The sequence below is a fragment of the Thioalkalivibrio sp. XN279 genome (assembly GCF_011089885.1).
Classification (GTDB): Bacteria; Pseudomonadota; Gammaproteobacteria; order Steroidobacterales; family XN24; genus XN24.
The window spans coordinates 98,218-124,558 of record NZ_JAANBD010000029.1 but is presented as its reverse complement, the minus strand read 5'-3'; the positions used below and the strand labels follow the sequence as shown (position 1 = coordinate 124,558).

Sequence of the window (26,341 nt, the reverse complement as noted above, 5' to 3'; positions counted from 1 at the left end):
CCCAGCCGCGCACGCTGCCGACGAGTTTCAGCCCCCGGCGACGGCCGGAATGATGGCGACCACGTCGCCCTCTTGGAGCGCCGTGCTGAGCCCGTCCAGGTGGCGGGCATTGCGCGCGCCGACGAACACGTTCACGTAGGGCCGGAGTTCCCCTTCCGGCGTCAGTACCCGCGACAGCAATGCCTCGCGCCCGGCGCCGATGCGTGCCAGCGCCTCGCCCACGGTCGCCGCCTCGACCTCGAGCGCGGCGACCTGGTCGGCGAAGGGCCGCAGCGGCGGCGGAATCTGTACGGTGACGGTGCTCACTCAGCGGGCTCCGATGACGGCGACCACGGGATCGGGCCGGTTCAGTCTCATCAACACTACCCGGTCGAAGCGGCCAGTCAACTCCAGCGCCGTCTCGGCCGCCGCAGTCGCGAGCGCCAGCTTCTCGGCGTCGTCCACCATGTTGATCACCGGCACCACCCGTGCATTTCCCGCGCCCCGCAGCAGGCCGTCCGCGCTCGCAAGCAGGCGGCCGGCGCAGGCCGGGGTGAAAGGTTCGCCGGGCGCGATGCCGACGAGTTCCGCGAGCCGTTCGACGCGGTGCGCGATGCGCTCCCCGAGCGGTTCGCCGAGCGCCCGCGCCGACATCACCGGCAGCAGCGTGGTCGTGCCGGGCGGCAGCACGGGCTCATCCGCCGCCGGGGCCTTGACCCAGCGCATGCGCGCGCCGTCCGCCTTCACCAGGGTGAGATCGAAGCCGAGCGCATGGTGCAGCGCGGTGATGCGGGCGCCCGGGACGCCGGCAAGGCGGCCAGGCTTGTCCCCGGGGCAGGCGTAGGCGAGGAAGGGTTGCGGCCCGAGCCCGCGCAGCTGCTCTTCCAGCTGCTCCTCACCCGCCAGGATGACCTGCCCCCCCAGGGCCTCGGGCGGCGGCAGGGTGCGCACCGTGGTGGTGAAGGCGACGCGCCCGGGGTGCCGTGCCGCGATGGCGAACAGCACGCTTTTCTTGCCGCCGGCGCCGGTGGCGCAGACGATGCCCTCGCGGGCGCCGAGAAGCTCCAGCAGGTCGCCGCTCATGCCGTGCCGTCCACCGCCTGCACCGAGAGAATGCGCGGCAGGAAGCCGGCCACCAGCTGCCAGCTGCGCGCGCCGTCGCGGCTGGCGAACAGGTGCCCGCCAGAGGTGCCGAGATACACGCCGCCGTCGGCGTCGGCATCCATGGCCTCGCGCAGCACCGTCACCCACGCATGGCTTTGCGGCAGGCCGTCACTCATGGACGCCCAGCTCGCGCCGGCGTCGCGGCTGCAGTACACGCGCAGCCGGCCGTCGACCACGGTGCGCATGTGCGAGTCGGACTCCGGCACCTGGTAGAGCGTGTCGGGGTCGCGCGGATCGACCGCGATGGCGTAGCCGAAATTGCCCGGCAGCCCCGCGGTGATCTCGGTCCAGCTGCGGCCGGCGTCGTCGCTGCGCCAGGTGCCGTGGTAGCACTGCCGGTACAGCCGCTCGGGGCGCAGCGGGTGCATGACCAGGCGGTGCACGTTGTGGCCGCTGGCGGGGAAGGGCGTCGGCAGGTTCTCGGCGCGCACGCCGGCGTTGGCCGGCGCCCAGCTGGTGCCGCCGTCCTCAGTGCGATATACGCCGCCGGCCGATATGGCGACGTAGAGGCGGTCGGCGTTCGCCGGGTCGATGCGAATGGAGTGCAGCGAGAAGCCGCCGCGCGCGGGCTCCCAGGTGTCCCGGGTCGGGTGCTCGTTGAGCGCCGCGACGGGGTGCCAGCTGGCGGCGCGGTCGTCGCTGTAGAACAGGCCGGCCGGATCGATGCCTGCGTACAGTCGGCCGCCCGGCGCCGCGGCCAGGTACCAGATCGACTTCAGCGCGGTCTGGTGCAGTCCGGCGGGATGCTGCGGGGCCGCCGGGAGCGACGCCCAGCTGCGCCCGCCGTCCTCGCTGCGGTAGATGTGCGCGCCCCAGATCTTGTGGCTGGCGGCGGCGTAGATCACGCCGGGTTCGGCCGGCGGGGCGCAGCAGTGGATGATCTCGTAGCCCGCGACATGGGGCCCGTCCAGGGTCCATCCGTCGCCATCACCGTCCCCATCGGGCCGGGCGATGAACAGGCCTTTCTGGGTGCCGACCAGCAACATGCGCCGGGTTCCGCTCATGTCTCCAGCAGCCGCGGCATCAGGTCCACGAGGTTGCAGGGCCGCGTGCGCTTGTCCAGCTGCGCTTCGATGAGCTCGTCCCAGGCGGTGGCGCAGGCGCCCGAGGAGCCCGGCACGCAGAACACGTAGGTGCCGTTGGCCACGCCGGCGACGGCGCGCGACTGGATGGTCGAGGTCTTGATCTGCTGCCAGGAGATCATGCGGAAGATCTCGCCGAAGCCGTCCAGGGTCTTGTCCAGCAGCGGCTGCACGGCTTCCGGCGTGCCGTCACGCCCGGTCACCCCGGTGCCGCCGGTGGTGATGACGGCGTGGACCTCCGGGTCCGCGATCCAGCCCGAGACCACGGCGCGGATCTGGTAGGTGTCGTCGCGCACGATGCGCTTCTCGTGGCAGCGGTGGCCGGCCCTGGTCAGCCGCTCGACCAGCAGCTTGCCGGATTTGTCCTCCGCTTCGCCGCGGCTGTCGGAAACGGTAAGGACGGCGATGTTGAGCGCGACGAAGCTGCGATCGGTCATAATTGCGTTCCGGTTGGCCTGGCGGGACGGGCCATTGTAATCGACGCGAACTCGGGGAGGGCCGCTTGGACCGCTTTCGCCTACGCCACTGGTTGCTCGTGCTTGCCTGCCTTTTGCCTGGCGCAAGTGGTGTCGTGTCCGCGCAAGACGGCCGCTTCATCGTGCTGGCCTCCACGACGTCGACGCAAAACACCGGCCTGTTTTCTCATCTCGTCCCGCTATTCCGCAGCGCTACCGGCATCGACGTCCGCGTGGTGGCGGTGGGCACCGGCCAGGCATTTGCCATCGCCCGCAACGGCGACGCCGATTGCCTGCTGGTCCACGACACGGCTGGCGAGGAGCAGATGGTGGCGGAAGGCTTCGCCACCGAGCGCCGCGACGTGATGTACAACGACTTCGTGGTCATCGGTCCGGCTAAAGACCCGGCCGGCGTCAAGGCCGCCAGGACGGCGGCGGAGGCCTTCCGGATGATCCGCGAGAAGGAAGCGATCTTTGCCTCCCGCGGCGACGACAGCGGTACCCACCGCGCAGAACAGCGCATTTGGGAGTCGGCCGGCGGCTTGCCGAAAGCCAGCTGGTATCGCGAGCTCGGCAGCGGCATGGGCGCGACCCTGAACTCCGCCGCGGCAATGGACGCCTACGTGCTGGCCGATCGCGGCAGCTGGATCGCCTTTGCCAACCGCCAGGACCTCGAGATCGTGTTCGCGGGCGACCCGGTGCTGTTCAACCAGTACGGCAGCCTGCTGCTCAGCCCCGAGCGGCTGCCCCACCTGAAGCACGACCTGGCGCAGGCCTGGCACGAGTGGCTGGTGTCCGCGGCGGGCCAGTCGGCAATTGCGGATTTCAAAGTGCGCGGTGAGCAACTATTTTTTCCGAGCGCTCACTCCGACTGACGCGGCGCGCTCTGTCCTGCGCGCTCGGCCCATAGACGGACAAGAGGAATTCCCAAGATGAAACAAACAACCTTGCGCGTTGCGCTGTGCACGATGCTCGGCGCCGCGCTGGCTTATTACCCGGCCGCCGCTGCTGCGGCGCCCGAGTTCGAGCTCCGCGGCCGCCTGCACCTGGATTACGGCATCCACGACAACGACGAACTCGACCTGGATGACGGGTTCAACGTGCGCCGCACCCGCATCGGGATGCAGGGCGTGCTTACGGACGACTGGTCGGCGGTCATCGAATACGACTTCGCCGAGAACGAGACCAGCGCGCAGGACGTGGTCCTGCGGCGGAATTGGCGTGGCGGCACGCTGAACATCGGCCACTTCAAAGTGCCCCAGGGCATGGAGGAGCTGTCCAGCACCAATACCATGCCCTTCATCGAGCGGCCGTCGCCCTCCAATGCGCTGGTGGACGGTTATCGGCTGGGCCTCGGCTACGACTATTTCAGCGGTGCCCTGGGCTTCCAGGGCATGGTCTACGGCCGCGCCATCGGCGACAACGAGCCGGGCGACGATCCCATCGGCATCGGCGCCCGCTTCATGTACGCGCCGCAACTCGACGCGGGCCTGTTACACCTCGGCTTGTCCGTGGCTTACGAGGACGTGCGCGACTACGCCAGCGCGCGTTTCTCCGATCGGCCCGAGGCCCGCGCCGACGGCAACCGGCTGATCGACACCGGCAGCATCAGCGACGTCGAGAGCACCACCAAGTATGGCTTCGAGGCGGCATTCCAGTCCGGCCCGGTGATGGTCCAGGGAGAGTACCTCGGCGTCGGCGTGGGCCGCAGCGCGGGCGCTGAACCCGATTTCTCAGGCTGGTACGTGCACGGCTCGTGGATGCTCACGGGCGAGACGCGCGGGTATCGTGGCGGCCGCTTCCGCGGCATCACGCCGGGCGACCCGGAACGGGGCGCCTGGGAACTGGCGCTGCGCTACAGCAGCGTCGACCTGAACGACTCCGGTTTCCAGGGCGGCGAGCAGGACAACGTTTCAGTCGGCGTGAATTACTACGCCAACCCCAACGTGCGCTTCATGCTGAACTACATCATGGTGGACGTGCAGGACAGCGCTGCCGCAGTGGATGGGCAGGTCGTGGGCGACGAGTCGCCCAACATCCTCATCGCGCGGGCCGCGTTTCACTTCTGACTTGTCAAAGGCGCGCAATCCGGCTGGGCCGCGCTCCTTCGGGGCGCGGCTCAGCACAAGCCGGCGAAGGGTTGCACCGTCACTTGCGCGCCGGCGTCCAGGTCGCCGCAATCCTCCGGCAGCACGATGAAGCAGTTGGCGTGCGCCATGGAGCGCAGGATGCCCGACCCCTGCCTGCCGGCCGTCTCGACGCGATAGCTGCCGTCCGCGGCCATCCGCAGCACCCCGCGCTGGAACTCGCGCCGGCCGGGCTTTTTCTTCAGCCTCGACTCGAGCACCGCGGTGACCAGCGCCGGGGCCTCGGGCGTGGCGATGCCGGCAAGGATGCGCAGCGCCGGCTGCACGAGCTGGTAGAAGGTCACCATCACCGACACCGGGTTGCCGGGCAGGCCGAAGAACAGCGCGCCCCCGACGCGGCCGAACGCCACCGGTCGGCCCGGCTTGATGGCCACGGTCCAGAAACCGACGTCGCCGATCCTGTCAAGTGTCTCGGTGACGAAATCCGCCTCGCCCACGGAGACGCCCCCGGAGGTGATGATGGCGTCGGCCTGCGCCGCCGCCAGGTGAAAGGCCTGCTCCAGGTCCTCGCGCGTGTCGCGCACCACGCCGAGGTCGATGACCTCGACCCCGAGCCGCGTCAACATGCCGAACAGGGTGTAGCGGTTGCTGTCGTAGATCTGGCCCGGCCCGAGCGGCTCGCCGATGGAGGCGAGCTCGTCCCCGGTGGAAAAGAATGCGACCCGCGGGCGTCGGCGCACTTTCACTTCACCGATGCCCAGCGAGGCGACCAGGCCGAGGTGGGCCGGGCGCAGCAGCACGCCCGGCTCCAGCGCCACGGCGCCGGCCTTGAGGTCCTCGCCCGCCATGCGCACGTTGTCCCCGGGCCGGTGGCCGGCGCCGATGTGCGCGTGGTCGTCTTCGCGGCGCACGCGTTCCTGCATCACCACCGTGTCGGTGCCGTCGGGCACGGGCGCACCGGTCATGATGCGCACGCACTCTCCGTCGCCGACCGTGCCGGCGAAGGGATGCCCGGCGAACGCGGTGCCGATGACGCGAAAGGCGCGTTCGCCCTCGGCAGGCAGTCCGGCGCCGGCGAGGGCGTAACCGTCCATGGCCGAGTTGCTGTGCGCGGGCACGTCGACACGGGAGTGCACGGGCGCATACAGCACCCGGTCCAGGGCGTCGCGCGTGGCGACGCACTCGAAGCCCTCGACCGGGTGGATCTCTGCGCTGATGTTGGCCAGCGCCTGTTGCAGCGTCTGGGCGGGATCGTCGTGGCCGCCGCCGCAGCCGGGATTGTGGTGTTTCATCGTGTGGTTCCTGCGGGCGCCAGCCGTGCCTCGACGGCGCGCCGCTCCTCCGGGTCGTTGACGTTGACGAAGGTGTCCGGCCGGTCCGAGAAGTCGACTTCCGCGAGGCGATGGTGTTCGAACCAGCGGTCGATCTTGCGGCCGCCGCTGGCCAGGTAAGTCTCGAGGCTGTCCCTGAGCGTACGCCGCACCAGCATGAACACCGGCTGCAGGCGCTCGCCGTCGTGCGGCACGGCGATTTCCGCGTCCTCCCGCTCGAGGGCGTCGTGCAGGCGCAGCGCCAGGTCGGGCGGCAGCAACGGGCAGTCGCAGGGGGCGGTCATGACCAGCGTGGTGGAGGCCGAGCGCATCCCCGCCGCCAGCCCCGCCAGCGGCCCGAGAAAGCCGGTGTCGTCGTCGCGCACCACGGGCCAGCCGAAGCCGGCGTAGCGATCGAGATTGCGGTTGGCGTTGATCACCAGCCATTCCACTTGCGGGGCGAGCGCCGCCAGCACGTGGGCGATCATGGGCCGCCCGGCGAGCTGGACCAGGCCCTTGTCCTGGCCGCCCATGCGCGTGGCGCGGCCGCCGGCGAGGATTACCGCGGTGATGGGCAGTCGTTTGTCTTGCGCGTCCATGGGGTCTGCATGATAGCGGGCCGGCCCGCAATGATAAGGATTTTCGCTGCCGGCTGCGTGCCGTATCAGAGCGGCAGGCCGCCGCCGATGAAGCTGGCGGCGGCCGGCGTGGCGGGGCCGGCGAAGAAGGCATGGGCCGCATCGTGCTCCAGCAGGCGGCCGCGATGCAGGAACATGACCTCGGTGGCAAGTCGCCGCGCCTGGCCGATGTCATGCGTGGTCATGATGATCCGTGTCCCGCGCGCCTCGACGGCGCGCACCAGCGCCTCGATCGCCGCAGTCGCTTCCGGGTCGAGATTCGCAGTGGGTTCGTCCAGCAACAGCACCTCGGGCTCGAGCGCCCAGGCCCGCGCGATCGCAAGACGCTGTTGCTCGCCGCCAGACAGGGTCCGGGCGGGCTGCCGCGCCCGGTCTTCCAGGCCGGCCACGGCAAGCGCGCGGCGGGCCTGCTCCCTGCGCTGGGCGCGCGGCATGCCATGCACTGCCAGGGCATGCGTCAGGTTGGCCAGGGTCGAGCGTCGCAGCATCACCGGTCGCTGGAAGACCATGCCCTGCCGCCGCCGTGCCCGCGCGGGGCTCAACCCGCCCCAGCTGATGCGCCCCGACGCCGGGGCCAGCAGCCCGTGCAGCAACCGCAGCAGCACACTCTTGCCCGAGCCGTTGGGGCCGAGGATGACGGTGCGCGCCCCGCCGCGAATGGTGAAACTGACGTTGTCGATGATCTGCTTGCCGCCGGCGGCAAAGCTCACCTCGTGCACCTCCAGCGGCATGAGGGGATGTGCGGCTGGCGCCTGGTCCGTGCTGGCCGCGCGCCGGTCGTGGGTTGTCCGGACCTCAGCCATGCTGCCGCTCCGCCACGCCGGCCAGGATGCTGGCTGCGGCATTCACCGCGGCTGCGAGCACGATGAGGATCATGCCGAGCGCCAGGGCCAGGGCCAGGTTGCCCTTGCTGGTCTCCAGCGCGATGGTGGTGGTCATCACGCGCGTGTGATGCAGGATGTTGCCGCCGACGATGAGCACGGCGCCGACCTCGGCGATGGCGCGGCCGAAGCCGGCCAGGACCGCCGTGAGCAGGCGGAACCGGCCGTCCCATAGCAGGGTGGCGGCGCTGTCGAGCGGCCCCGCGTCGAGCGAGCGCAGGTGCTCGCCGTATTCCTCGTGCAGGTCCTCGACCACCTGGCGGGACAGGGCGCTGACGATCGGCGCCACCAGGATAAACTGCGCGATGATCATGGCCGTGGGCGTGAACAGCAGCCCGAACTCGCCCAGCGGTCCCGCGCGCGACAGCAGCATGTACACCACCAGCCCCACCACCACCGGCGGCAGGCCCATCAGCGCGTTCATCATGACGATGACGGCGCGGCGGCCGGGAAAGCGCAGCATGCCGATGGTGGCGCCCAGCGGCAGCCCGAACAGCGCCGCCAGCGCCACCGAGGACAGGCTGACGTAGAGCGACAGCAGCACGATCTCGACCAGCTCGGGGTCGAAACTCAACACCAGCTGCGCCGCCATGGCGAAAGCGGCGGAGAAGTCGTTCATTGCGTCCTGGGGTATCCTTGCCGAGCCTTGGCATGAGCGCCGCCGAACTTCCCGGGCGCGCCCGGGTCTGTTGTCATGCAAGGCCAATGCCAGCGCCACCGCGGCGCTCCCGATGCGTTATGATTACCGAGCCTGGTGCTGGCCGAGCCTGGAAAATTTGGCGCAGCGCGACAATTTGTCCAGGTTTTATCCCATTGTTGAGTCTTTATGGCGCAGGCGGTACGCTCGCGCTCCACCCTTGAGCCGAAAGAGACAGGACAACACGCCTTGAAACTCGCGACGAACAACGGGAACGTGGACCTCAGGGGCGCCTCCGTGCTCGTGGTCGGCGGCGGACCTGATTTCCGCAGCCAGCTGCGCCAGTCCCTGCGCCGCCACGTCGCGCTGGTGGACTCGGCGGAAGGCGCCCTGAAAGCCAGCCAGCTCATGGCCCGCTGTCACTTCGGATTTCTCGTCGTCAACTCCGAGCTGCCCGATGCGGCCGCGCTCGACTGGCTCGGTGAGCTGGAACGCGAAGAAGTCCCCGTCCGCATCGTGCTGCTTGCCGAGCCCGGCCAGGCCGAGGCCCTGGAGACGGCGCTGGCCGGGCGCAACGCGGCGGTGCTGAGCCGTCCGCTGCAGACGGATGCCCTGCTGGCGACGCTGCGCGATCTTGCTGCAGGGGAGCGTGAGCAGTCCGCCGCGCCGCGGCTGCGCGCCAGGAACGGCGTGGCCCGCGGCCGCGACCTGATTGGCGACAGCCCCCAGATGCGTGAAGTGCGCGCCCTGATCGAGCGTATCGCGCCGCTGCCGGGCACGGTGCTGATCGAGGGCGAGACGGGCACCGGCAAGGAACTGGTGGCGCGCTGGCTGCACGCGCTCAGCATGCGCCGCGGCCAGTTCGTGGCGGTGAACTGCGGCGCCATCGCGCCGGAACTGCTGGAGAGCGAGCTGTTCGGTCACACCAAGGGCGCCTTCACCAGCGCGCACCAGGGGCGCGAGGGCCTCTTCGTCGCGGCACGGGGCGGCACGCTGTACCTGGACGAGGTGAGCGAGATGCCGTTCAGCCTGCAGGTCAAGCTGTTGCGCGTGCTTGAAGAAGGCACGCTGCGGCCGGTGGGCGCGGACCAGGAGGTGCCGGTCGAAGTGCGCGTGGTGGCCTCGACCCAGCACGAGCTGCCGCTCCTGGTGAAGGAGCGCCGCTTCCGCGAAGACCTTTATTTCCGCCTCAACGTGGCGCAGGTCAACCTGCCGCCGCTGCGCGACCGCCCCGATGACATCGAGTCGCTGGCGCGACATTTCATGGACACCCTGTCGGGCAGCCTGGGGGTGGCCGCGCTGCCACTGGACGGGCCCGGCATGGCGCGCCTGCGCGAATACCGCTGGCCCGGCAACGTGCGCGAGCTGAAGAACTTCATCGAGCGCAGCCTGATGCTGGGCGGGCTGGTCCTGGACCAGCTCGCCGCGGCGGCGGAGGCGGAGGCTGAGGCGGGGCCGGCCGAGGTGGCCGAGTATCCGCTCGACTGGACGCTCGAGGAGGTCAAGCAGCACCACATGGCGCGGGTGCTGCGCGCCATGGGCGGCAACAAGTCCGCCGCGGCGCGGCGCCTCGGCGTGTCGCGCAAGACGCTGGAGCGCCGCATGCAGTTCGACGGCCTGGAAGGCGAACGCTCCTGAAGCGCAGCCCGCTGCACGGCCCTTTCTCTTTCACTTCACTCACATCGCGGAGAATCCCCATGAGCAACGCCTCCCTGGACGAAGACAAGTTCAACCTCGAGATTCGCAAGTTCCTCAAGGTCGTCGGCATCACCTCGCAGCGCGAGATCGAGCAGGCGGTGCGCGCGGCGCTCGAGGCGGGCACGCTCAAGCCGGGCGACTCGGTGGCGGCGAAGGTGACCCTGGAGCTGCCTGGCCTGGGCGTCGAGCACGTCATCAGCGAGCAGCTGGATCTCGCCTGAGTCCGGGCGCGGGGCGCTCGCAACGGGCGCCCCGCGTGAACGCTAGACTGGCCAGACCAGGTTGCCGGTCTCGCTGAAGTCGTAGCCGCCGAACTTCTGTGCCAGCCGGTGGCACTCGCTGCTGCGCAGGTAGTCGAGCATCTTCTGGAACAGGGTGCGGAAGAACATGCGCCTGGGCATGGCGAAGTCGAACGCCTCCCAGCCGATGGGCATGAAATCCAGGCCGAACTCCGTCGCCGCGGCGCGGATGCCGATGCCGACGTCGGCATAGCCCATGGCGATGGCCGAGGCCGCGTCGCGCTCGGAGTAGGCGCGCACCGAGGCCCGCCGCGCGGCGGGATCCAGGCCGTGGCGGGTCACCAGTTCCTGGAGGAAACGGCGTGAGCCGGCGCCTTCCTGCCGCATCACCCATTGCTTGTCGCGCGAGAACAGTTCCTCCGGGTCGCTGCCTGCCAGGCCGGCGGCAATGATCAGGCCCTGCTCGCGCAGGAAGCCGCGCACCAGGACCCAGTCGTGATGCTGGGGATACTGGCGCAGCAGCGCGGGATGCCGCTGGCGGCTCTCCTCCGCCGGGCCCCAGTGGATGCCGCACAGGTCGGCGCGGCGCCGCGCCAGCAGCGAGAGGCCGAGCTGCGTGCCGGTGGCGGTATAGCTGATCAGCGCCTTGGCCTGCACCTCGTTGGCGATCTGCATGATGACGCGATAGATGAGGGGATCGTCGCTGCCGGCCAGCAGCATGCGGTCGGACAGCAAGCCGCCATGGCTGGATTCGAGCAACCAAAGATCGACGAGGTCGCGCGGAAACAGCCACTTGCCGGTGACCTTGCTGGCGGGAATGATGCCGTCGGCGGCGAGTGCGTAAACCTTTTTCTCGTTCACCTGCAGGTAGCGCGCCACCTGTTTCACGCTCATGAAGCGCGGCAGCGTCTCCGCTTCCGGCGCGCGGCTGCCGCGGGCCCCCTCGTCGTCGATGAATGTGTCGCCGTGCATTGCGATGGGCTCCTCACTTTGTGCGGCGCGCGGCCCCGGGCCCGCGCGGCTCCTCGGGGCTTGAGTCATGCAAGAAGCATTCCGTATCCTTCGGCAGTTCGGCGCCGCGCGGCGCGCATGAGCGGGCGGCGGGGCAAGCTGGTACTCTAGCCGGCCTCCCTGCTGCGATGTCCAGCAACACTCGACGGAACCCTATGCGTCCCAAGCCTCAGCTCAGCATCCCCGTTGGCGCCGTGCTGGCGCGCAAGGTCATCCAGCGTGCCGGCTGGAGCCTGGCGAACTGGGAAGGCGTGGCCGTCCTGGCCGGCGAGCGCTTCGCCGCGGGCGAGTCACGGTGCGTGCCGCTGCGAGAAATTGAAGGTGCCACCCAGTATCTCTGGGACGGCCTGCGCCTGGACCTGTACCGCGATGCGGCAGAGACTTACTGGTTCAATCTCACCGGCACCCGGCCGTCGCTGTTCATCATCTGCAGTGAGGAAGACGGTGAGCTGCAGCCGGTCGCCGTGACGGCCGACCATGACGAATCCACCAGTGCCGTCGAGGCGGACTACAAGGTGTTCGCGGTGCCGGTGCCCGCCGAGATCATCGGCCAGCTGGAAGAGTTCGTCATGACTCACTTCAAGCCCAAGGAACGCAAGAAGCGCCGCCGCGAAGACTGGGGCGGCGAGGAACGACAGTAGCACCATGAGCGAGAAAGAATTCTGGACCCCTCCTGCGCCCGAGCCGGACAAGGCGCCCGAGCCCGAGCCTTTCCTGCGCCGCTGGGCGCGCCTGAAGAGCGACCCTGCGGCGCGCGACGGCGAACCCTCGCCGCAGCCACCTGCGCCGCCGGCTGCGGAAGAGGTTGCGGACACGGGTGCGGCCCGGGACGAGGCCGCTGAGGGATCCGAGGCGCAGTTGCCGCCCGCGGACGAGGACCTGCCGCCGCTGGAAGCGCTGGACGAGCATTCGGATTACAGTGGCTTCATGTCGCCCCGCGTCAGCGGGGCGCTGCGCAAGCAGGCATTGCGCAAGCTGTTCCGCAGCCAGAAGTTCAATTACATCTGCGAGCTGGACGACTACATCGACGACTTCACCAGCTTTCCGGCGCTCGGCGACATCGTGACCGCCGACATGAAGCACGCTGCGGAGCGCCTGCTGAAGCAGCAGCTTGAGGCGGAGGAGGCGGATGCCGCCGCGGCGTCCGCTGCCGCCGATCCGGAGGCCCGGCCGGGTGCCGAGGACGCAGCGGATTCCGCCGGGAACGAGGCCGTGGCCTCGGCCGGCGCGGACGCGGACGAACAGCCAGATGATGCTTCCGGTGAGGCACCGGATGCAGCCACCGACCCCAGCGAGGATAAGCAACGTGACGCTTGAGCTTCCCGCCACCACCGACGCGGGCCGCGCGCGCGCCCAGGTCCTGGCCAAGACCGCGACGATCGAGGGGGAGCCGACCTCGATCGTGACCTACCAGTCCAGCGGCCGCCTCGCCATCATAGGCGAGGAAGCAGCCGCGCTCGATGCTGCCCGGCAGCTGGGCGCGGGGGTCCCGAGCACGATCATGGTGCCCGGCGAGGCCGCCCCCGAGCCGTCCAAGGTCGGCGACTTCGTGGTGGTGCGCGGCGGCCGGCCCGAGGTGCATGGCCGCCTGGGCCGCTTCACCATCAACCTGGCCAGCGGCGAGGACACGTTCTCCCTCGCCGAGGCTTCCGGCGCCGCGACGCCGCATTTCGATCTCGTGCTGGACCTCTGTGATCCGCCGCTGCTGCCGCACGAGGTGCCGCCGGTCGGCTACTACGCGGGCGGACGCAGCCCATCGGCCCTCGAGCGGGCGCTGGCCGAGATCCCGGAGATGCAGGGGGAGTTCGAGAAGCCGAAGTACTTCAACTACGATCCCTCGATCTGCGCCCACGGTGGCAGCGGGCTAACCGGGTGCACGCGCTGCATCGACGCCTGCCCGACCATCGCCATCACCTCCATCGGCGAGAAGGTGAGTGTGGACCCCTACCTGTGCCAGGGCGCGGGCAGCTGCGTCGCTGCATGCCCCAGCGGTGCCATGAGTTACGCCTTCCCTGCAGTGAACGACCTGCTGGCGCACCTGAGGACGCTGCTGGGCGACTTCACCGCGGCGGGCGGGCAGGGCCCCGTGCTGATGATCCACGATGCCTGGTCGAGCAAGACCATCCAGGACACCCTGGGTCCGGCGATGCCGGAGGACGTCCTGCCTTTCGAGGTCGAGGAGGTGGGCTCGCTCGGCCTCGACACCTGGCTCGCGGCGCTGGCCTACGGCGCTCGCGCCGTGGTCATCACGGTGACGGCGAGTGCGCCGCGCCGCATGGTCGACGAGCTGCGGGCCCAGGTGGAATTCGGCCGCCCCCTGCTCGAAGGCATGGGGTATGCGCGCGAGTCGCTGCTGGTGCTCAACGTCGCCGAGGCGGCCCGGGACGCGGAGGGCTGGTGGCAGCCTTTGCCCGCGGAGGCGTGCTGCAAGCCGGCCAAGTTCGTCTGCCCGGACGACAAGCGCGGCATCCTGCGCCTTGCCATCGAGCATCTCTACCGGCATGCCCCGTCGCCGCACAAAGTCGCCGAGCTGCCGGCCGGCGCGTCTTTCGGCGAGGTCCGCGTGAACAAGGACACCTGCACGCTGTGCATGGGATGCGTCAGCGTGTGCCCGACGGCCGCGCTGAATGCCGGCGGCGACCTGCCGCAGCTCAAGTTCACGGAGTGGAACTGCGTGCAATGCGGGCTGTGCGAGAAGGCCTGCCCGGAGGACGCCATCACCCTCAAGCCGCGCTTCCTGTTCGACGCCGAGGCGCGCCAGCAACCGCGGGTGCTCAACGAGGAACAGCCGTTCTGCTGTATTTCCTGCGGCAAGCCCTTCGGAACCCGCTCCATGCTCGACAACATGTTGAAGAAGCTGGAGGGCCACTGGATGTTCCAGGACGAGGACTCCCGCCGACGCCTGCAGATGTGCGACCACTGCCGCGTGAAGGACATGTTCAAGTCGGGCCGCCAGGGCGGACCGGCCGGTTTGTAAGGCCGAAATCGAGACATTTAGCCGCAATCGTTCGGACAGAATGTCTCAATGTCAACGGGGTCTGACCCCGGAATGTGGAATATGGGTCTTCTTTGAGTCTTTTCTTCCATAAAACGCTGGCCTGATAGTTGCAAAATGAAAGACCATAATGAGAAAGACGAGCACACGATGACCGAGGCCACCGCGGAAGTCGGGATGGAGTCGACGCAGCGCAACGCAGCGCACGCCGTAGCGGCGGAAGACCTGCTGCGCGCCAACACCTGGAGCCTGCTGGCCCAGTTGCTGGGTAACGCCCCGGACGAACGCCTCCTCAGTGTCCTCGCGGCGATCGAGGCCGGCCAGGGCGACAGCGACGACCTCATCGGCGCCGCCTGGCGCATGCTCGCGCAGGCCGCCGGCCGCAGCTCCCCCGCCGAACTGGCGGACGAATACCAGGACCTGTTCATCGGCGTCGGCCGCGGCGAGCTCGTGCCGTACGGCTCCTGGTACCTGACCGGATTCCTGATGGAAAAGCCCCTGGCGCGCTTGCGCGAGGAGCTCAGGTTCCTCGGGTTCGAGCGCCAGGAAGGCGTCACGGAGCCAGAGGATCACGCCGCCGCGTTGTGCGACGTGATGGCCATGATCATTACCGGCGAAGAGCCCGCGACCCTGGAGTCCCAGGCAGGTTTCTTCGACCGTCATATTTCGCCCTGGATGGGCCGCTTTTTCCGGGATCTGCAGCAGGCGCCCTCGGCACGGTTCTACCGTGCGGCCGGCCAGCTCGGAGAGCAGTTCATCGAGGTTGAGAAAAGGTATCTCAGCGAATTTCGCGCAACGCCGACCGCAAAGCCGAGCGTGAGCTGAGTTGGAGCAAGTTCGATTGGAGCGGACTCAAGTGGAGAGCACAATGAGCCTGAAAGCAAAAGTGGAAACGAACGGCAGACGCCGGTTCCTGAAAGGATTGGCAATGGCCAGCGGCGCCACCGCGGTCGCCATGGCGACCGGTACGGCGGTCGCGGCCCCGCAGATGGACGCCCCGGTGTCCAAGCCCGATACGGCGAAGGGCTACCACGAGACGCCGCACATCCGAACCTACTACCAGAGGGCTCGTATCTGATCCCCCCGGATCGGATGCGTACCCCCATCGGTCAAAACGCGGAGAATCGGCGATGAAGCTGACCAAGAAATTAAACCATCCTTCTACAGAATCCACCGGTGCGCTGAGCGGCGTGCTCGGTAGCGCGATCGATCGACGCACTTTCCTGCGTCGTACCGGCCTGGCGCTCGGCGCCGGCGCGATCGCGACCACCCTGCCGCCGGCCATGATGAAGCGCTCCCAGGCGACCGCCGCCGAGCGCAAGTTCGTCAAGGGCCCGGTGGAAATCAAGCGTTCCGTCTGCACCCACTGCTCAGTGGGCTGCGGCGTGATCGCCGAAGTCCAGAACGGCGTCTGGACCGGCCAGGAGCCGGACTTCGACTCGCCGCTGAACCTGGGCTCGCACTGCGCCAAGGGCGCGTCGGTGCGTGAGCACGGCCATGGCGAGCGCCGCCTGAAGTACCCCATGAAGCTGGTCAACGGCAAGTGGCAGAGGCTGTCCTGGGACCAGGCCATCGACGAGATCGGTGACCGGCTCATGGGCATTCGCGAGCAGCACGGCCCCGACGCCGTGATGTGGGTCGGTTCGGCCAAGTTCAGCAACGAGGGTGCCTACCTGTATCGCAAGATGGCGGCCATGTGGGGGACGAACAACGTCGACCACCAGGCCCGCATCTGTCACTCGACGACCGTCGCCGGTGTGGCCAACACCTGGGGCTACGGCGCGATGACGAACTCCTACAACGACATGCACAACTCCAAGTGCATCTTCTTCATCGGCAGTAACGCCGCCGAGGCCCATCCGGTATCGATGCAGCACGTGCTGCGCGGCAAGGAGAACGGCGCCAAGGTCATCGTGGCCGACCCGCGCTTCACGCGCACCGCCGCCCATGCCGACCAGTTCCTGCGCCTGCGCCCCGGCACCGACGTGCCGCTGATCTACGGCCTGCTCTGGCACATCTTCGAGAACGGCTGGGAGGACAAGGAATACATCAGCCAGCGCGTCGCCTTCATGGACGAGATCCGTGCCGAGGCGGCCAAGTGGACGCCGGATGTGGTCGAGAACGTCACCGGCATTCCCGGCGACGAGGTGAAGGCGGCTGCCAAGACCATGGCCGAGCACCGGCCCGGCACCATCGTGTGGTGCATGGGCGGCACGCAGCATACCGTCGGCAACAACAACACGCGTATCTACAGCGTGCTGCAGCTGGCGCTCGGTAACGTCGGCAAGTCCGGCGGCGGCGCCAACATTTTCCGCGGCCACGACAACGTGCAGGGCGCGACCGACTTCGGCATCCTGGCCGACACCCTGCCGGGCTATTACGGCCTCGCCGAGGGTTCCTGGAAGCACTGGGCGCGTGTGTGGGACATCGACTTCGAATGGATCAAGTCCCGCTTCGACCAGGCCAGCTACGCGGACGGCAACAAGATGACGCCGGCGATGAACCTCAAGGGCATCACCGTGTCGCGTTGGTTCGACGGCGCCAACGAGAGCGACGAGAACGTCTCGCAGAAGACCGCGCTGAAGGCGCTGATGATGTGGGGTCACGCCCCGAACAGCCAGGTGCGCGGTGCCGAGCAGAAGAAGGCGCTGGAGAACCTGGACCTGGTGGTGGTGGTCGATCCGTACCCGACCCACACCGCCGTGCTGCCCGACCGCACCAAGGAGGGTATGTACCTCCTGCCGGCCTGCACGCAGTTCGAGACCTACGGCTCGCGCACGGCTTCCAACCGCTCGCTGCAGTGGGGCGAGAAGATCATCGACCCGCTGTTCGAGTCCAAGCCCGACCACGCCATCATGTACATGTTGGCCAAGAAGCTCGGTTTCGACCAGCAGATGTTCAAGAACATCAAGGTCAATGGCGAGGAGCCGCTGATCGAGGACATCACGCGCGAGTTCAACCGCGGCATGTGGACGATCGGTTACACCGGCCAGAGCCCGGAGCGCCTCAAGCTGCACCTCGAGAACAAGCACACCTTCAACGTGACGACGCTGAAGGCCGAGGGCGGTCCCTGCGACGGCGACACCTACGGCCTGCCGTGGCCGTGCTGGGGCACCCCGGAGTTCAAGCATCCCGGTACCCATGTGCTGTACGACACCAGCAAGCACGTCAAGGAAGGCGGCCTCAACTTCCGCGCCCGTTTCGGCGTGGAGCACGAGGGTGTCAACCTGCTCGCCGAGGACTCCTACAGCAAGGGCGCCGAGATCCAGGACGGGTATCCCGAGTTCACCGCCGACATGCTGAAGCAGCTCGGCTGGTGGGATGACCTGACCGAGGAAGAGAAGGTCGCCGCCGAGGGCAAGAACTGGAAGACCGACCTCTCCGGCGGTATCCAGCGCGTCGCCATCGAGCATGGCTGTGCCCCGTTCGGCAACGCCAAGGCCCGCTGCAAGGTCTGGAACTTCCCGGATCCGATCCCGGTCCACCGCGAGCCGCTGTACGCGAACCGCCGCGACCTGGTCGAGCAGTACCCGACCTATCCTGACCGCAAGGCCTTCTGGCGCCTGCCTGCACGCTACGCGTCCATCCAGGCACAGGACTTCTCCAAGGACTTCCCGCTGATTCATACCAGCGGTCGCCTGGTGGAGTACGAGGGCGGCGGCGAGGAGACCCGGTCCAACCCGTGGCTGGCCGAGCTGCAGCAGGACATGTTCGTCGAGATCCATCCCGGCGATGCGAATGACCGCGGCATCAAGGATGGCCAGTGGGTCTGGCTGGACGGCCCCGAAGGCGGCCGGATCAAGGTCAAGGCCATGGTTACCGAGCGTGTCGGGCGCGGCGTGGTGTTCACGCCGTTCCACTTCGGTGGCTGGTTCGAAGGCAAGGACCTGCTCTCCAAGTACCCGGAAGGCACGCACCCGTACGTCCGTGGCTCGGCGTGTAACGACGCCTTCACCTACGGCTACGACTCGGTCACCAATATGCAGGAGACCAAGGCCTCTCTCTGCCAGATTCGCCCGGCGTAAGGAGTTAATTCACCATGGCGAGAATGAAGTTTCTTTGTGATTCCGAACGCTGCATCGAGTGCAACGGCTGTGTGACGGCCTGCAAGAACGAGCACGAGGTGCCCTGGGGCGTGAATCGTCGGCGCGTGGTTACGCTCGACGACGGCCTCCCGGGCGAGAGCTCGATCTCTGTGGCCTGCATGCACTGCACGGATGCGCCCTGCGCTGCCGTCTGCCCGGTGGACTGCTTCTACACCACCGACGACGGCATCGTCCTGCACGACAAGGACCTCTGCATCGGTTGCGGCTACTGCTTCTACGCGTGCCCCTTCGGCGCGCCGCAGTTCCCGCAGAAGGAGGCCTTCGGCATCCGCGGCAAGATGGACAAGTGCACCTTCTGCGCGGGCGGCCCCGACTCCGACAACTCCGAGACGGAGTACGTCAAGTACGGGCGCAACCGCATCGCCGAAGGCAAGCTGCCGCTGTGTGCCGAGATGTGCGCCACCAAGGCCCTGCTGGCGGGTGACGGCGACATGGTCGCCGACATCTACCGCGAGCGTGTCCTCAAGCGTGGCAGCCGGCCCCAGACCTGGGGTTGGGAGACAGCGTACAAGCAGGCCTGATCACGCTGCAAATATCGGGCGGGGCGGCTCCGGCCGCCCCGCACCGAAGCTGGAGACGAACAATGAAAACTTTCACCCTGGCTCTTTCGGCTATCGCACTCTTTGCGCTGGCCGGCTGTTCGGATGTGACCGTCTACGAGCCCGGTGTCTACAAGGGTGCCAGCGACCCGCTCGTCGAGGACCTCAGGTCGGAAGAACTGAGGACCCAGCTCGACGAACGGGCAGCCAAGCAGCGCGACCGCTAGTTATCTAGCCCACACGACGGGAGGACTCCACGTGATGGTCGAAAGAACTCAATCGGGTACCGAGGGACGGAAGCAGCGCAAGGTTCGCCGCGCGCTGTGGACGGTGGCCCTCGTGCTCGGTTTATCCATGATCCTGCCGCTCACCGGGATGTTGTTGACCGGTGACACGACAGGCCAGGCCGTGGCCCAGCAGCAGTCGCAGGACGACGCCGCTGCCTTGTCCAAGGCTGAGCAGCAGCGCCGTGATTTCTGGCGCGAGGCCCGCGGGGGCACTTCGGGATACTCCGCAGTCGTCGGCCCGGAGACGGGTGTCCTGATCCAGAGCGGTGGCGACGTCTGGCGCGCGGTGCGCGAAGGACCGATCCTGCGCTACGGCGGCATCGGCCTGATCGCGGTATTCGCAGCCATTATCCTGTTCCACCTCATCGCAGGCACGGTGAAGCTGGAGCAGCGCTCCGGCCGCACCATCACCCGCTGGACCCTGTTCGAGCGGGTGATCCACTGGTACACGGCGATTCTTTTCATCATCCTCGGCATCACTGGCCTGAGCCTGCTGTTCGGGCGCACCGTGCTGTCGCCCTGGATGGGCAAGGAAGCATTCGCCGCGTGGGCCGGGTTGGCCAAGCCGATCCATGACTGGCTCGCAGTGCCCTTCGTCATCGGCCTGGTGCTGATGATGCTGCCGTGGATCAAGGAAAGCTTGCCGAAGGCCTACGATCTGACCTGGCTCAAGATGGGCGGCGGCTACTTCGATCGCAGCAAACATCCGCCGGCCGGCTTCGTCAACGCGGGCGAGAAGATCTGGTACTGGCTGCTGTTCTTCGGCGGCATCGTGCTGGTCGTGTCGGGCTTCTACCTGCTGTTCCCCAACTTCGGCTGGGAGCGCAGCACCATGCAGCTGGCCCACATCGCGCACGCCATCAGCGGCATCGCCCTGATCGCGTTCTCGCTGGGCCACATGTATCTCGGTACCCTGGGGAACCAGGGCACGCTCGAGGGCATGGTCAGCGGGCAGGTCGACGAGCTCTGGGCCAAGGCGCACCACAACCTGTGGTACGAGGAAGTCATGAAGCACGGCAATCCCAAGGATGCCAGCAGTGGCGCGGGGGCACGCCAGCCGCTCGCTACCTGAGGCGCGGTATCTGACCCAGGAGGACGGGGGCGCTTCGGCGCCCCCGTTCATTTCAGGGGCTGGTCAAGCACTCCGAATCAGGGCATGTTATGGGCATGAGTTCGACTACCCCGTCAGGGCCGGCGAAGAAGACTGTCGCAAGCGTCCTGCGGCCGCTTGCGGCCGTCCTCGCGCTTGCCCCGGCCCTCGCCGTCGCGGCCGAAGAGGCAGTGGATCCACGCGCCTGGGACGGCAGGCTCGAGACCATGCACGACTATGCCGCGCCGTCGTCGCTCGGCAAGACCGAGTTGATGCAGGCGGCGGGGGACGGTGACATGGCGCGGGCGCAGGCCCTGCTCGAGGCGGGCGCCGAAGTGGACGAGCGTAATGCCAATGGCGGCACCGCGCTGATGTACGCCGTCTCGGCGGGCGACACCGCCATGGCGCGGCTCCTCCTGGGCGCCGGCGCGGACCCCAATGCGCGTGCGCGGATCGGGTGGACGCCCATGCTGGTGGCTGCCGCGAAGGGACGCCACGCCCTCATTCCCATCCTCCTCGAGGCCGGCGCAAACCCGGCCGAGACTGATGCCTACGGTTGGACCCCCCTGATGCGCGCCGTCTCCGGCGGGTACATCCGGGCGGTCGACGCCATCCTCGCCTCCGGGCGGGCCGATCTCCAGGCACGGGAAGAATCCGGCGCCACGGCGCTCCACATCGCCGCAGGACGCGGCTACGCACCGATCGTGCGGCGGCTGCTCGAGTCCGGGGCCGAGCCCGGCGCTGCCGACGGGGAAGGGCGCACGCCGGCCGACGTGGCGCGGCTGCAGGGGCATGCCGAGGCGGAGGCCCTGCTGCGGCGCCGCCCGGGCTGAGACGCGGCGTGCCGCGCGTAACCCGCTGCGCGAGCCGGCCGGCCGCGCTCAGCAGACGTTGCTGTTCGAGCTGTAGTCGCTGAGGCGGACTACCTGGGTGGCTTCGCCGACCGGGGCGCGGATGTCGGAGATCTCGCTCTGCAGGGCGAGCTGGAAGCCGAACTTCTCGAAGAAACGCTCGAACATGTCGCCCCCGTACATGCCCAGGGCGCGCAGCTCGCCCGTGTCCTCGTCCAGGCCGAGATCCACCGCGGCCAGGGGCTGGGGCGCCGGTCCGCCGAGCACGCGACATCCTTCCGCGGGGTCGTAGACGCTGCCTTCGGAGCAGCAGTAAATCACCTGCTCGCGCCGGGCCATCTTGAGCTCCCGGGTCGTGTAAGCCGTGGGCTCGTGGCGGTAGTTGATGAAGCTGACCGTCGGCGTCGGGTAGCTCATGCGATGGGCGCAGATCGCCGAGAACGCCACCACCGACCGTTGCGGCCCGACTCCTCCTCGCCAGCTGTACTTGCGCCCGTCGTCCATCTCCAGCCCGTCCCGGGGCAAGGCCGGCTTGCCCAGGTTGAGGATGAAGCAGGGCGTGGTCACGTAGGGGTAGTGAAAAACATAGTTCTCACCCACCTCCAGGTCGTCCAGGCGCAGCGGCCGTCCGCTGCTGTGCACCAGGCGGGCCGGGGTGGAATGGCTGCGTTCAGGCGGCGTCCTGGCCAGCAGCGCGGGGCTGCCGGCGACCAAGGCGCCGGTACTGGCGCAGAGCTTGAGGAAGCCGCGGCGGGAAACGGGGTCTCCGGACATCGATCAACACCTGCAGAGTCGAGACCGGGAAATGCTAACACCCGTTTCGGTACGAGCAACACCGCGTCGTGGTCCGACTCCCGGCCTAGTCGTCCCTGCCGGCATTTCGCCGCCGCAGCGCCATCGGATGCTCGACCTTGCGCACCTTGTCGACCAGGTGCATGAGCGACAGCCAGGGATGGCGCAAGGTCATGCGCGGACCGGCATAGCGCATGATGTCCCGCGCCAGCTCGCGCTGCGCGCGCTTGTAGCAATGGATGGGGCACTTGGCGCAGGTGGGCTTGTCCTCGCCGTAGGGGCACTTCTCGAGGCGGCGATGGGCGTACTCAAGGAAGTCGCTGCAGTCGGCGCAGGGGCCATGGTGGCGGACGTCCCCGCCGTGCTTGTCGCGACACCAGATCTCCACCATGCGCTGCATGGTGAGGAATTCCCGGTTCAGGCGGCCTGGCAGGGGCGCAGGGGGGGCGCTTGGGGCGGCTTGAGTATTCATGTGCCTAATACTCATCTATTATCCGGGCCCGATCAATAAGCGTTCTCCGCAGCCTGCGGCGGCTGCCATTCCAGCGCCGGTTCCTGCACCAGCGCCAGCTGCTCGCGCAAGGACAGCACGTGCTCGTCCCAGTAGCGCGGCGTGCCGAACCAGGGAAAGGCAATGCGGAAGGCCGGGTCGTTCCAGCGTCGTGCCAGCCAGGCCGCGTAATGCATGATACGCAGGCTGCGCAGCGGCTCCACCAGCTGCAGCTCTGCGAGCTCGAAGCGGCGGAACTCCGTGTAACCCGCCAGCAGTTCCGCCAGCTGCGGTTCCTGCTCTGCGCGCTCACCGGACAGGAACATCCACAGGTCCTGCACGGCGGGACCGGTGCAGCAGTCGTCCAGGTCGACGATCCGCGCCTGGCTTTCGTGCACCAGCACGTTGCCGGGATGGAAGTCGCCGTGCAGGCGCAGCGTACGAGGCTGCACGCGCGCCCACGCCTGGTCGACGGCTTGCAGCAGGTCCCGGCACAGGCTCTGGTAAGCGGGACGCAGCGCCTCGGGGAGGAAGTCCTGGCGCAGCAGGTAATCCACGGACTCTGCGCCCATGCGCGCCGGCGTCAGTTGCGGGCGGTGCTCGAAGCGGCGAGTCTCGCCGCACAGGTGCAGCCGGCCCACCAGCCGCCCGACCTGCCTGAGCAGGTTGAAATCGTCGAGCTCGGGCTCCCGGCCCGCCACCCGCGGCGACACGCTGAAGCGAAAAGCCGCGTGGCGGTGCAGGCTTTGCCCGTCGCGCCGCAGCGGCGCCACCACGGGCACCTCGTGCGCCGCCAGCTCGGCAGCGAAATCGTGCTCTTCCTGGATGGCGGCATCGCTCCAGCGGCCGGGGCGATAGAACTTCGCGATCACCGGGCCGCCGTCCTCGAGGCCTACCTGGTAGACCCGGTTCTCGTAGCTGTTCAAGGGCAGCAGGCGGCCGTCGCAAACCAGCCCGAGGCTCTCCACGGAATCGAGGATGTCGTCCGGCTGCAGGTCCTGGTAGGCGAGGGCGTTGTCCTGGCGACCACTCATCGCGGCGCTCCGTGGCTAATTGCCGACTATAACGCGCCTGCGCCTCGTGCTGCAGTGCGCGAATCGCTTTCGCCGGCAGCGACGATTATCCTCGGCGCCACGGCGCGTTCGCCTCGACCAGGAACAACAGCGATGAAGCCAGACCGGGGCCCCTGCCGTCCATCCGGGATGACCCGGCGCGATTTCCTTGCCGCCTCGGGTGGTGTCATCGGTACCAGCCTGATGGCCGCGCATGCGCCCGCCCTGCTCGCCGCCGCCGGGGCTGCCGCCAAGGCGCACGAGGCCGGTGCCGCCTTTCTCCATCTCGACGCCGCGGAAGCCGCCGCGCTCGCGGCCGTGGCGGCCCGGGTCGTCCCGAGTGACGACACGCCGGGTGCGCACGAGGCGGGCGTGATCCATTTCATCGACCAGGCCGTGGGCAGCTTCATGTCCGACTCGGCCGGGCTGTTGACCGAGGGGCGTGCCGGCCTCGACGCCCGCGCGGTCGAGGCGCACGGGCAGCCTTTTGCCGCGCTCGACGCCGAGCGCCAGGACGCCCTGCTGCGCCAGATCGAGGAGACGCCGTTCTTCGGCCTGGTGCACTACCTGACGGTGGCCGGGATGTTCGCCCTGCCCATTTACGGCGGCAATCGCGGTTACGCGGGCTGGAAGCTGATCGGTTTCGACCATCGCCATGGCTGGGCGCCGCCCTTCGGCCATTACGACGCTGCCGTCGGCGCCAGTACCCTGGGCCACCAGGCCATGACGGGCGGGGGCCACGATCATGATTGAGCAGCCGCGCTTCCCGCAGCGCGAAGCGGTGGACTTCGTCATCATCGGTTCCGGCTCGGCCGGCGGCATCCTGGCACGCGAACTCTCGGTGCAGGGTTTCAAGGTCGTGGTGCTCGAGCAGGGCCGCTACCGCCGCACTCACGAGTTCACCCACGACGAGCTCTCGGTGATGTTCAATCACGAGTACGTGGGCGGCCCGCTTGGCGGGGACCCGCAGACCTTCCGCCACGACGCGAGCGAAAAGGCCGAGGTCCCGGACTTCCCGCCGGCCTACTACGCACGCATGGTCGGCGGCAGCAGCGTGCATTTCTCGGCCAACTTCTGGCGCCTGCGCCCGGTGGATTTCAAGGAGCGCAGCCTGCTCGGAGCGATCGACAACGCGGACCTCGCGGACTGGCCGCTCGACTACGACGAGCTGGAGCCCTATTACACCCGCGTCGACTGGGAGATCGGCGTCTCCGGCGCGCCCGGGCCATTCGATCCGCCGCGCTCGCGGCCCTATCCGCTGCCGCCGATGTCGGTGAAGTCGTCCGGCGTGCTGCTGGAGAAAGGTGCGCGCGAACTCGGCCTGCATCCCCAGGTCGCGCCGGTGGCGATTCTCTCCCAGCCCTTCAACGGCCGCGCGCCCTGCATCCACTGCGGCTTCTGCATGGGCTTCGGCTGCGAGACCGGCGCCAAGTCCTCGACGCTGGTGACCATGATTCCCCAGGCCGAGGCGACCGGCCGCTGCGAGATACGCTCGCAGTGCACGGTGCACCGGATCGAGACCGATGCGCGCGGCCGCGCCAGCGAGGTGCTTTATTATGACGCCGCGGGACAGGAGCAGGGGCAGCGCGCCAGGGTCGTCATCGTCGCCGCCAACGGCGCCGAGACGCCACGCCTGTTACTGATGTCGGCCTCGGAGCGTTTCCCGGACGGCCTCGCCAACGGCAGCGGCCTGGTCGGCCGCAACCTGATGTTCAACGCCCACTCCGCGACCTACGCCTGGTTCGACCAGCCGCTGCATGACTACAAGAGCGTGCAGTGCAGCCGCATCGTGCATGACTTCTACGACTCCGACCCGAAGCGCGGCTTCTACGGTGGCGGCGCCATCGACGCGCGCCCCTTCCTCAGCGCTTCGCCCATGCTCTACGCGCTCACCGGCATGCCGCCCGACACGCCGCGCTGGGGCGCGGGTTTCAAGCGGGACCTGGCCTACGGCTTCACGCGCAGCATGATGCTGGCCGCCAGCACCACCTCGCTGGCCATGGACCGGAACAACATCACGCTGGACCCCGAGCTGAAGGACCGCTTCGGCCGGCCGGCCATGCGCGTCACGTACAACGACCACCCGCACGACCTGGCCATGGCGACCTTCCTGCAGGACTGGGCGGAGCGCATCCTGGACGCGGCGGGCGCGGAGAAGACCTGGCGCAAGCCGGTGGAGCCGGAAACCGTCGGGGCGCACCTGCTCGGCACCTGCCGCATGGGCGACGATCCGCAGCGCGCCGTGGTGGACCGCTACCATCGCAGCCATGACGTGCCCAACCTGTTCATCTGCGACGGCTCGAGCATGGTGACGTCGGGTCGCGGGCAGCCCACCATGACCATCATGGCGCTGGCCTTCCGGGCCGCTCATCACATCGGCGAGTTCGCCCGTCGCGGCGAGATCTGAGGGCAACTGAGGGGATCACAGGCATGAGTACACGCACCATCACTTTCCTGGCGGCGATGCTGCTGGCCTGCACCGCCCTCGCGACCGAGGTCGAGTTCTACCCGCCGCCGGGCGACACCGAGGGCAAGTGGCCGTTCTCCGAGGCCGTCCGCGCCGGCGACCTGCTGTTCCTCTCCGGGATGCTCGGCAACAAGCCCGGCACTGCTGAGCTGGCGCCTGGCGGCATCCAGCCGGAGACGCGCCAGACGCTGGAGAACATTCGCGCGGCGGTGCTGCGCCACGGCGGTTCCATGGACCGAGTGGTGAAGTGCACCGTGTTCCTCGCCGACATGGGCGAGTGGGCGGCGATGAACGAGGTCTACCGGGAGTTCTTCCCCGAAAACAGGCCGGCGCGCAGTGCGCTCGGGGTCAACGGCCTGGCGCTCGGCGCCCGCGTCGAGATCGAGTGCATCGTGGCGCTGGGAGACTGACGCCGGGCAGCACGGTTGCGGGCACCGGGGCCGCCCCGCGACCCGGAGCGAAAATAAATCATTGTTTTTTGTGGCCCTGTG

At 68.4% G+C, this 26,341-nt stretch carries 29 protein-coding genes; 17 read left to right on the top strand and 12 right to left on the bottom strand.

What is annotated here, in order from left to right:
- Positions 1-27 precede the first annotated feature (27 nt).
- From G8346_RS13410 to moaB, 4 genes are read right to left on the bottom strand one after another with little or no spacing between them, the layout of a single operon-like run.
- On the bottom strand, positions 28-306 hold the full coding sequence (locus G8346_RS13410; RefSeq protein ID WP_166052161.1) for a ubiquitin-like small modifier protein 1: 279 nt from the start codon (positions 304-306) through the stop codon (positions 28-30).
- Positions 307-1,062, bottom strand: coding sequence for a selenium cofactor biosynthesis protein YqeC (gene yqeC / locus G8346_RS13405; protein WP_166052159.1), 756 nt, complete (start codon positions 1,060-1,062; stop codon positions 307-309).
- Positions 1,059-2,147 carry a hypothetical protein gene (locus G8346_RS13400; protein ID WP_166052157.1) on the bottom strand — a complete coding sequence of 363 codons (1,089 nt, stop codon included), beginning with the start codon at positions 2,145-2,147 and terminating at the stop codon, positions 1,059-1,061. Before G8346_RS13400 ends, yqeC begins: the two co-directional genes overlap by 4 nt.
- Complete coding sequence (gene moaB / locus G8346_RS13395; protein WP_206202772.1) at positions 2,144-2,662, bottom strand: molybdenum cofactor biosynthesis protein B; 519 nt, start codon at positions 2,660-2,662, stop codon at positions 2,144-2,146. The genes G8346_RS13400 and moaB overlap by 4 nt, the downstream gene beginning before the upstream one ends.
- Before the next feature lie 134 nt (positions 2,663-2,796).
- Here moaB and G8346_RS13390 point away from each other — a divergent pair, with 134 nt between their 5' ends.
- Positions 2,797-3,555, top strand: coding sequence for a substrate-binding domain-containing protein (locus G8346_RS13390; RefSeq protein ID WP_370520655.1), 759 nt, complete (start codon positions 2,797-2,799; stop codon positions 3,553-3,555).
- A gap of 57 nt (positions 3,556-3,612) precedes the next feature.
- Positions 3,613-4,749 carry an OprO/OprP family phosphate-selective porin gene (locus G8346_RS13385; RefSeq protein ID WP_240901512.1) on the top strand — a complete coding sequence of 379 codons (1,137 nt, stop codon included), beginning with the start codon at positions 3,613-3,615 and terminating at the stop codon, positions 4,747-4,749.
- 50 nt (positions 4,750-4,799) lie between these two features.
- On the opposite strand, the gene glp is transcribed toward G8346_RS13385, so the two are convergent.
- From glp to G8346_RS13365, 4 genes are all read right to left on the bottom strand, one after another.
- A complete protein-coding gene (gene glp / locus G8346_RS13380) occupies positions 4,800-6,059 on the bottom strand; it encodes a gephyrin-like molybdotransferase Glp (protein ID WP_166052154.1) in 1,260 nt (419 codons plus the stop codon).
- Complete coding sequence (gene mobA, locus G8346_RS13375) at positions 6,056-6,676, bottom strand: molybdenum cofactor guanylyltransferase MobA (RefSeq protein WP_166052151.1); 621 nt, start codon at positions 6,674-6,676, stop codon at positions 6,056-6,058. Before mobA ends, glp begins: the two co-directional genes overlap by 4 nt.
- Positions 6,677-6,741: 65 nt before the next feature.
- The gene (locus G8346_RS13370; protein WP_166052149.1) at positions 6,742-7,518 is read right to left on the bottom strand and encodes an ATP-binding cassette domain-containing protein; all 777 of its coding nucleotides are present in this window, start codon (positions 7,516-7,518) and stop codon (positions 6,742-6,744) included.
- Positions 7,511-8,215: an ABC transporter permease gene (locus G8346_RS13365; RefSeq protein ID WP_166052146.1), complete on the bottom strand. Its 705-nt coding sequence runs from the start codon at positions 8,213-8,215 to the stop codon at positions 7,511-7,513. The genes G8346_RS13370 and G8346_RS13365 overlap by 8 nt, the downstream gene beginning before the upstream one ends.
- A gap of 267 nt (positions 8,216-8,482) precedes the next feature.
- Between G8346_RS13365 and G8346_RS13360 the strand changes: the two genes are divergently transcribed.
- Both G8346_RS13360 and G8346_RS13355 read left to right on the top strand, forming a co-directional pair.
- The gene (locus tag G8346_RS13360) at positions 8,483-9,871 is read left to right on the top strand and encodes a sigma-54 dependent transcriptional regulator (RefSeq protein WP_166052144.1); all 1,389 of its coding nucleotides are present in this window, start codon (positions 8,483-8,485) and stop codon (positions 9,869-9,871) included.
- A 59-nt stretch (positions 9,872-9,930) separates the two neighbouring features.
- Complete coding sequence (locus G8346_RS13355; RefSeq protein ID WP_206202771.1) at positions 9,931-10,152, top strand: DUF6494 family protein; 222 nt, start codon at positions 9,931-9,933, stop codon at positions 10,150-10,152.
- A 42-nt stretch (positions 10,153-10,194) separates the two neighbouring features.
- Here the strand turns inward: G8346_RS13355 and G8346_RS13350 are convergent, their stop codons facing one another.
- Entirely contained in the window at positions 10,195-11,142 is a 948-nt protein-coding gene (locus G8346_RS13350; RefSeq protein WP_206202770.1) for a helix-turn-helix transcriptional regulator, read from the bottom strand.
- A 194-nt stretch (positions 11,143-11,336) separates the two neighbouring features.
- On the opposite strand from G8346_RS13350, the gene G8346_RS13345 reads away from it, so the two are divergent.
- The 10 genes from G8346_RS13345 (at position 11,337) to G8346_RS13300 (ending at position 21,031) form a co-directional block, all read left to right on the top strand.
- Positions 11,337-11,822 carry a DUF3305 domain-containing protein gene (locus G8346_RS13345; protein WP_166052142.1) on the top strand — a complete coding sequence of 162 codons (486 nt, stop codon included), beginning with the start codon at positions 11,337-11,339 and terminating at the stop codon, positions 11,820-11,822.
- A gap of 4 nt (positions 11,823-11,826) precedes the next feature.
- Positions 11,827-12,498, top strand: a complete 672-nt coding sequence (locus G8346_RS13340) for a DUF3306 domain-containing protein (RefSeq protein ID WP_166052140.1) — start codon at positions 11,827-11,829, stop codon at positions 12,496-12,498.
- The gene (locus G8346_RS13335; RefSeq protein WP_166052138.1) at positions 12,488-14,158 is read left to right on the top strand and encodes a 4Fe-4S binding protein; all 1,671 of its coding nucleotides are present in this window, start codon (positions 12,488-12,490) and stop codon (positions 14,156-14,158) included. Before G8346_RS13340 ends, G8346_RS13335 begins: the two co-directional genes overlap by 11 nt.
- Before the next feature lie 135 nt (positions 14,159-14,293).
- Positions 14,294-15,001 (top strand): molecular chaperone, encoded by a 708-nt coding sequence (locus G8346_RS13330; RefSeq protein ID WP_206202769.1) that lies wholly within the window; start codon positions 14,294-14,296, stop codon positions 14,999-15,001.
- A gap of 43 nt (positions 15,002-15,044) precedes the next feature.
- Positions 15,045-15,254, top strand: a complete 210-nt coding sequence (locus G8346_RS13325; RefSeq protein WP_166052136.1) for a hypothetical protein — start codon at positions 15,045-15,047, stop codon at positions 15,252-15,254.
- Between the two features lie 52 nt (positions 15,255-15,306).
- On the top strand, positions 15,307-18,201 hold the full coding sequence (locus tag G8346_RS13320) for a formate dehydrogenase subunit alpha (protein WP_166052134.1): 2,895 nt from the start codon (positions 15,307-15,309) through the stop codon (positions 18,199-18,201).
- 14 nt (positions 18,202-18,215) lie between these two features.
- Positions 18,216-18,803: a formate dehydrogenase FDH3 subunit beta gene (gene fdh3B / locus G8346_RS13315; RefSeq protein WP_166052132.1), complete on the top strand. Its 588-nt coding sequence runs from the start codon at positions 18,216-18,218 to the stop codon at positions 18,801-18,803.
- Between the two features lie 62 nt (positions 18,804-18,865).
- The gene (locus tag G8346_RS13310; protein WP_166052130.1) at positions 18,866-19,048 is read left to right on the top strand and encodes a hypothetical protein; all 183 of its coding nucleotides are present in this window, start codon (positions 18,866-18,868) and stop codon (positions 19,046-19,048) included.
- Between the two features lie 34 nt (positions 19,049-19,082).
- The gene (locus G8346_RS13305) at positions 19,083-20,180 is read left to right on the top strand and encodes a formate dehydrogenase subunit gamma (protein WP_240901530.1); all 1,098 of its coding nucleotides are present in this window, start codon (positions 19,083-19,085) and stop codon (positions 20,178-20,180) included.
- A gap of 95 nt (positions 20,181-20,275) precedes the next feature.
- Positions 20,276-21,031, top strand: a complete 756-nt coding sequence (locus G8346_RS13300; RefSeq protein WP_166052126.1) for an ankyrin repeat domain-containing protein — start codon at positions 20,276-20,278, stop codon at positions 21,029-21,031.
- Between the two features lie 48 nt (positions 21,032-21,079).
- Here the strand turns inward: G8346_RS13300 and G8346_RS13295 are convergent, their stop codons facing one another.
- The 3 genes from G8346_RS13295 to G8346_RS13285 all read right to left on the bottom strand — a co-directional run bounded on the left by G8346_RS13295 (position 21,080) and on the right by G8346_RS13285 (position 23,365).
- A complete protein-coding gene (locus G8346_RS13295; protein ID WP_166052124.1) occupies positions 21,080-21,823 on the bottom strand; it encodes a twin-arginine translocation signal domain-containing protein in 744 nt (247 codons plus the stop codon).
- 85 nt (positions 21,824-21,908) lie between these two features.
- Complete coding sequence (locus tag G8346_RS13290; protein ID WP_166052122.1) at positions 21,909-22,313, bottom strand: nitrous oxide-stimulated promoter family protein; 405 nt, start codon at positions 22,311-22,313, stop codon at positions 21,909-21,911.
- 32 nt (positions 22,314-22,345) lie between these two features.
- Positions 22,346-23,365, bottom strand: a complete 1,020-nt coding sequence (locus G8346_RS13285; protein ID WP_166052120.1) for a serine/threonine protein kinase — start codon at positions 23,363-23,365, stop codon at positions 22,346-22,348.
- A 132-nt stretch (positions 23,366-23,497) separates the two neighbouring features.
- On the opposite strand from G8346_RS13285, the gene G8346_RS13280 reads away from it, so the two are divergent.
- Genes G8346_RS13280 through G8346_RS13270 form a run of 3 tightly spaced genes read left to right on the top strand, consistent with a single transcriptional unit; the run spans position 23,498 to position 26,260 of the window.
- Positions 23,498-24,136, top strand: coding sequence for a gluconate 2-dehydrogenase subunit 3 family protein (locus tag G8346_RS13280; RefSeq protein ID WP_166052118.1), 639 nt, complete (start codon positions 23,498-23,500; stop codon positions 24,134-24,136).
- Positions 24,129-25,790 carry a GMC family oxidoreductase gene (locus G8346_RS13275; protein ID WP_166052116.1) on the top strand — a complete coding sequence of 554 codons (1,662 nt, stop codon included), beginning with the start codon at positions 24,129-24,131 and terminating at the stop codon, positions 25,788-25,790. Before G8346_RS13280 ends, G8346_RS13275 begins: the two co-directional genes overlap by 8 nt.
- A gap of 23 nt (positions 25,791-25,813) precedes the next feature.
- Positions 25,814-26,260, top strand: coding sequence for a RidA family protein (locus G8346_RS13270; RefSeq protein ID WP_206202768.1), 447 nt, complete (start codon positions 25,814-25,816; stop codon positions 26,258-26,260).
- Positions 26,261-26,341 lie beyond the last annotated feature (81 nt).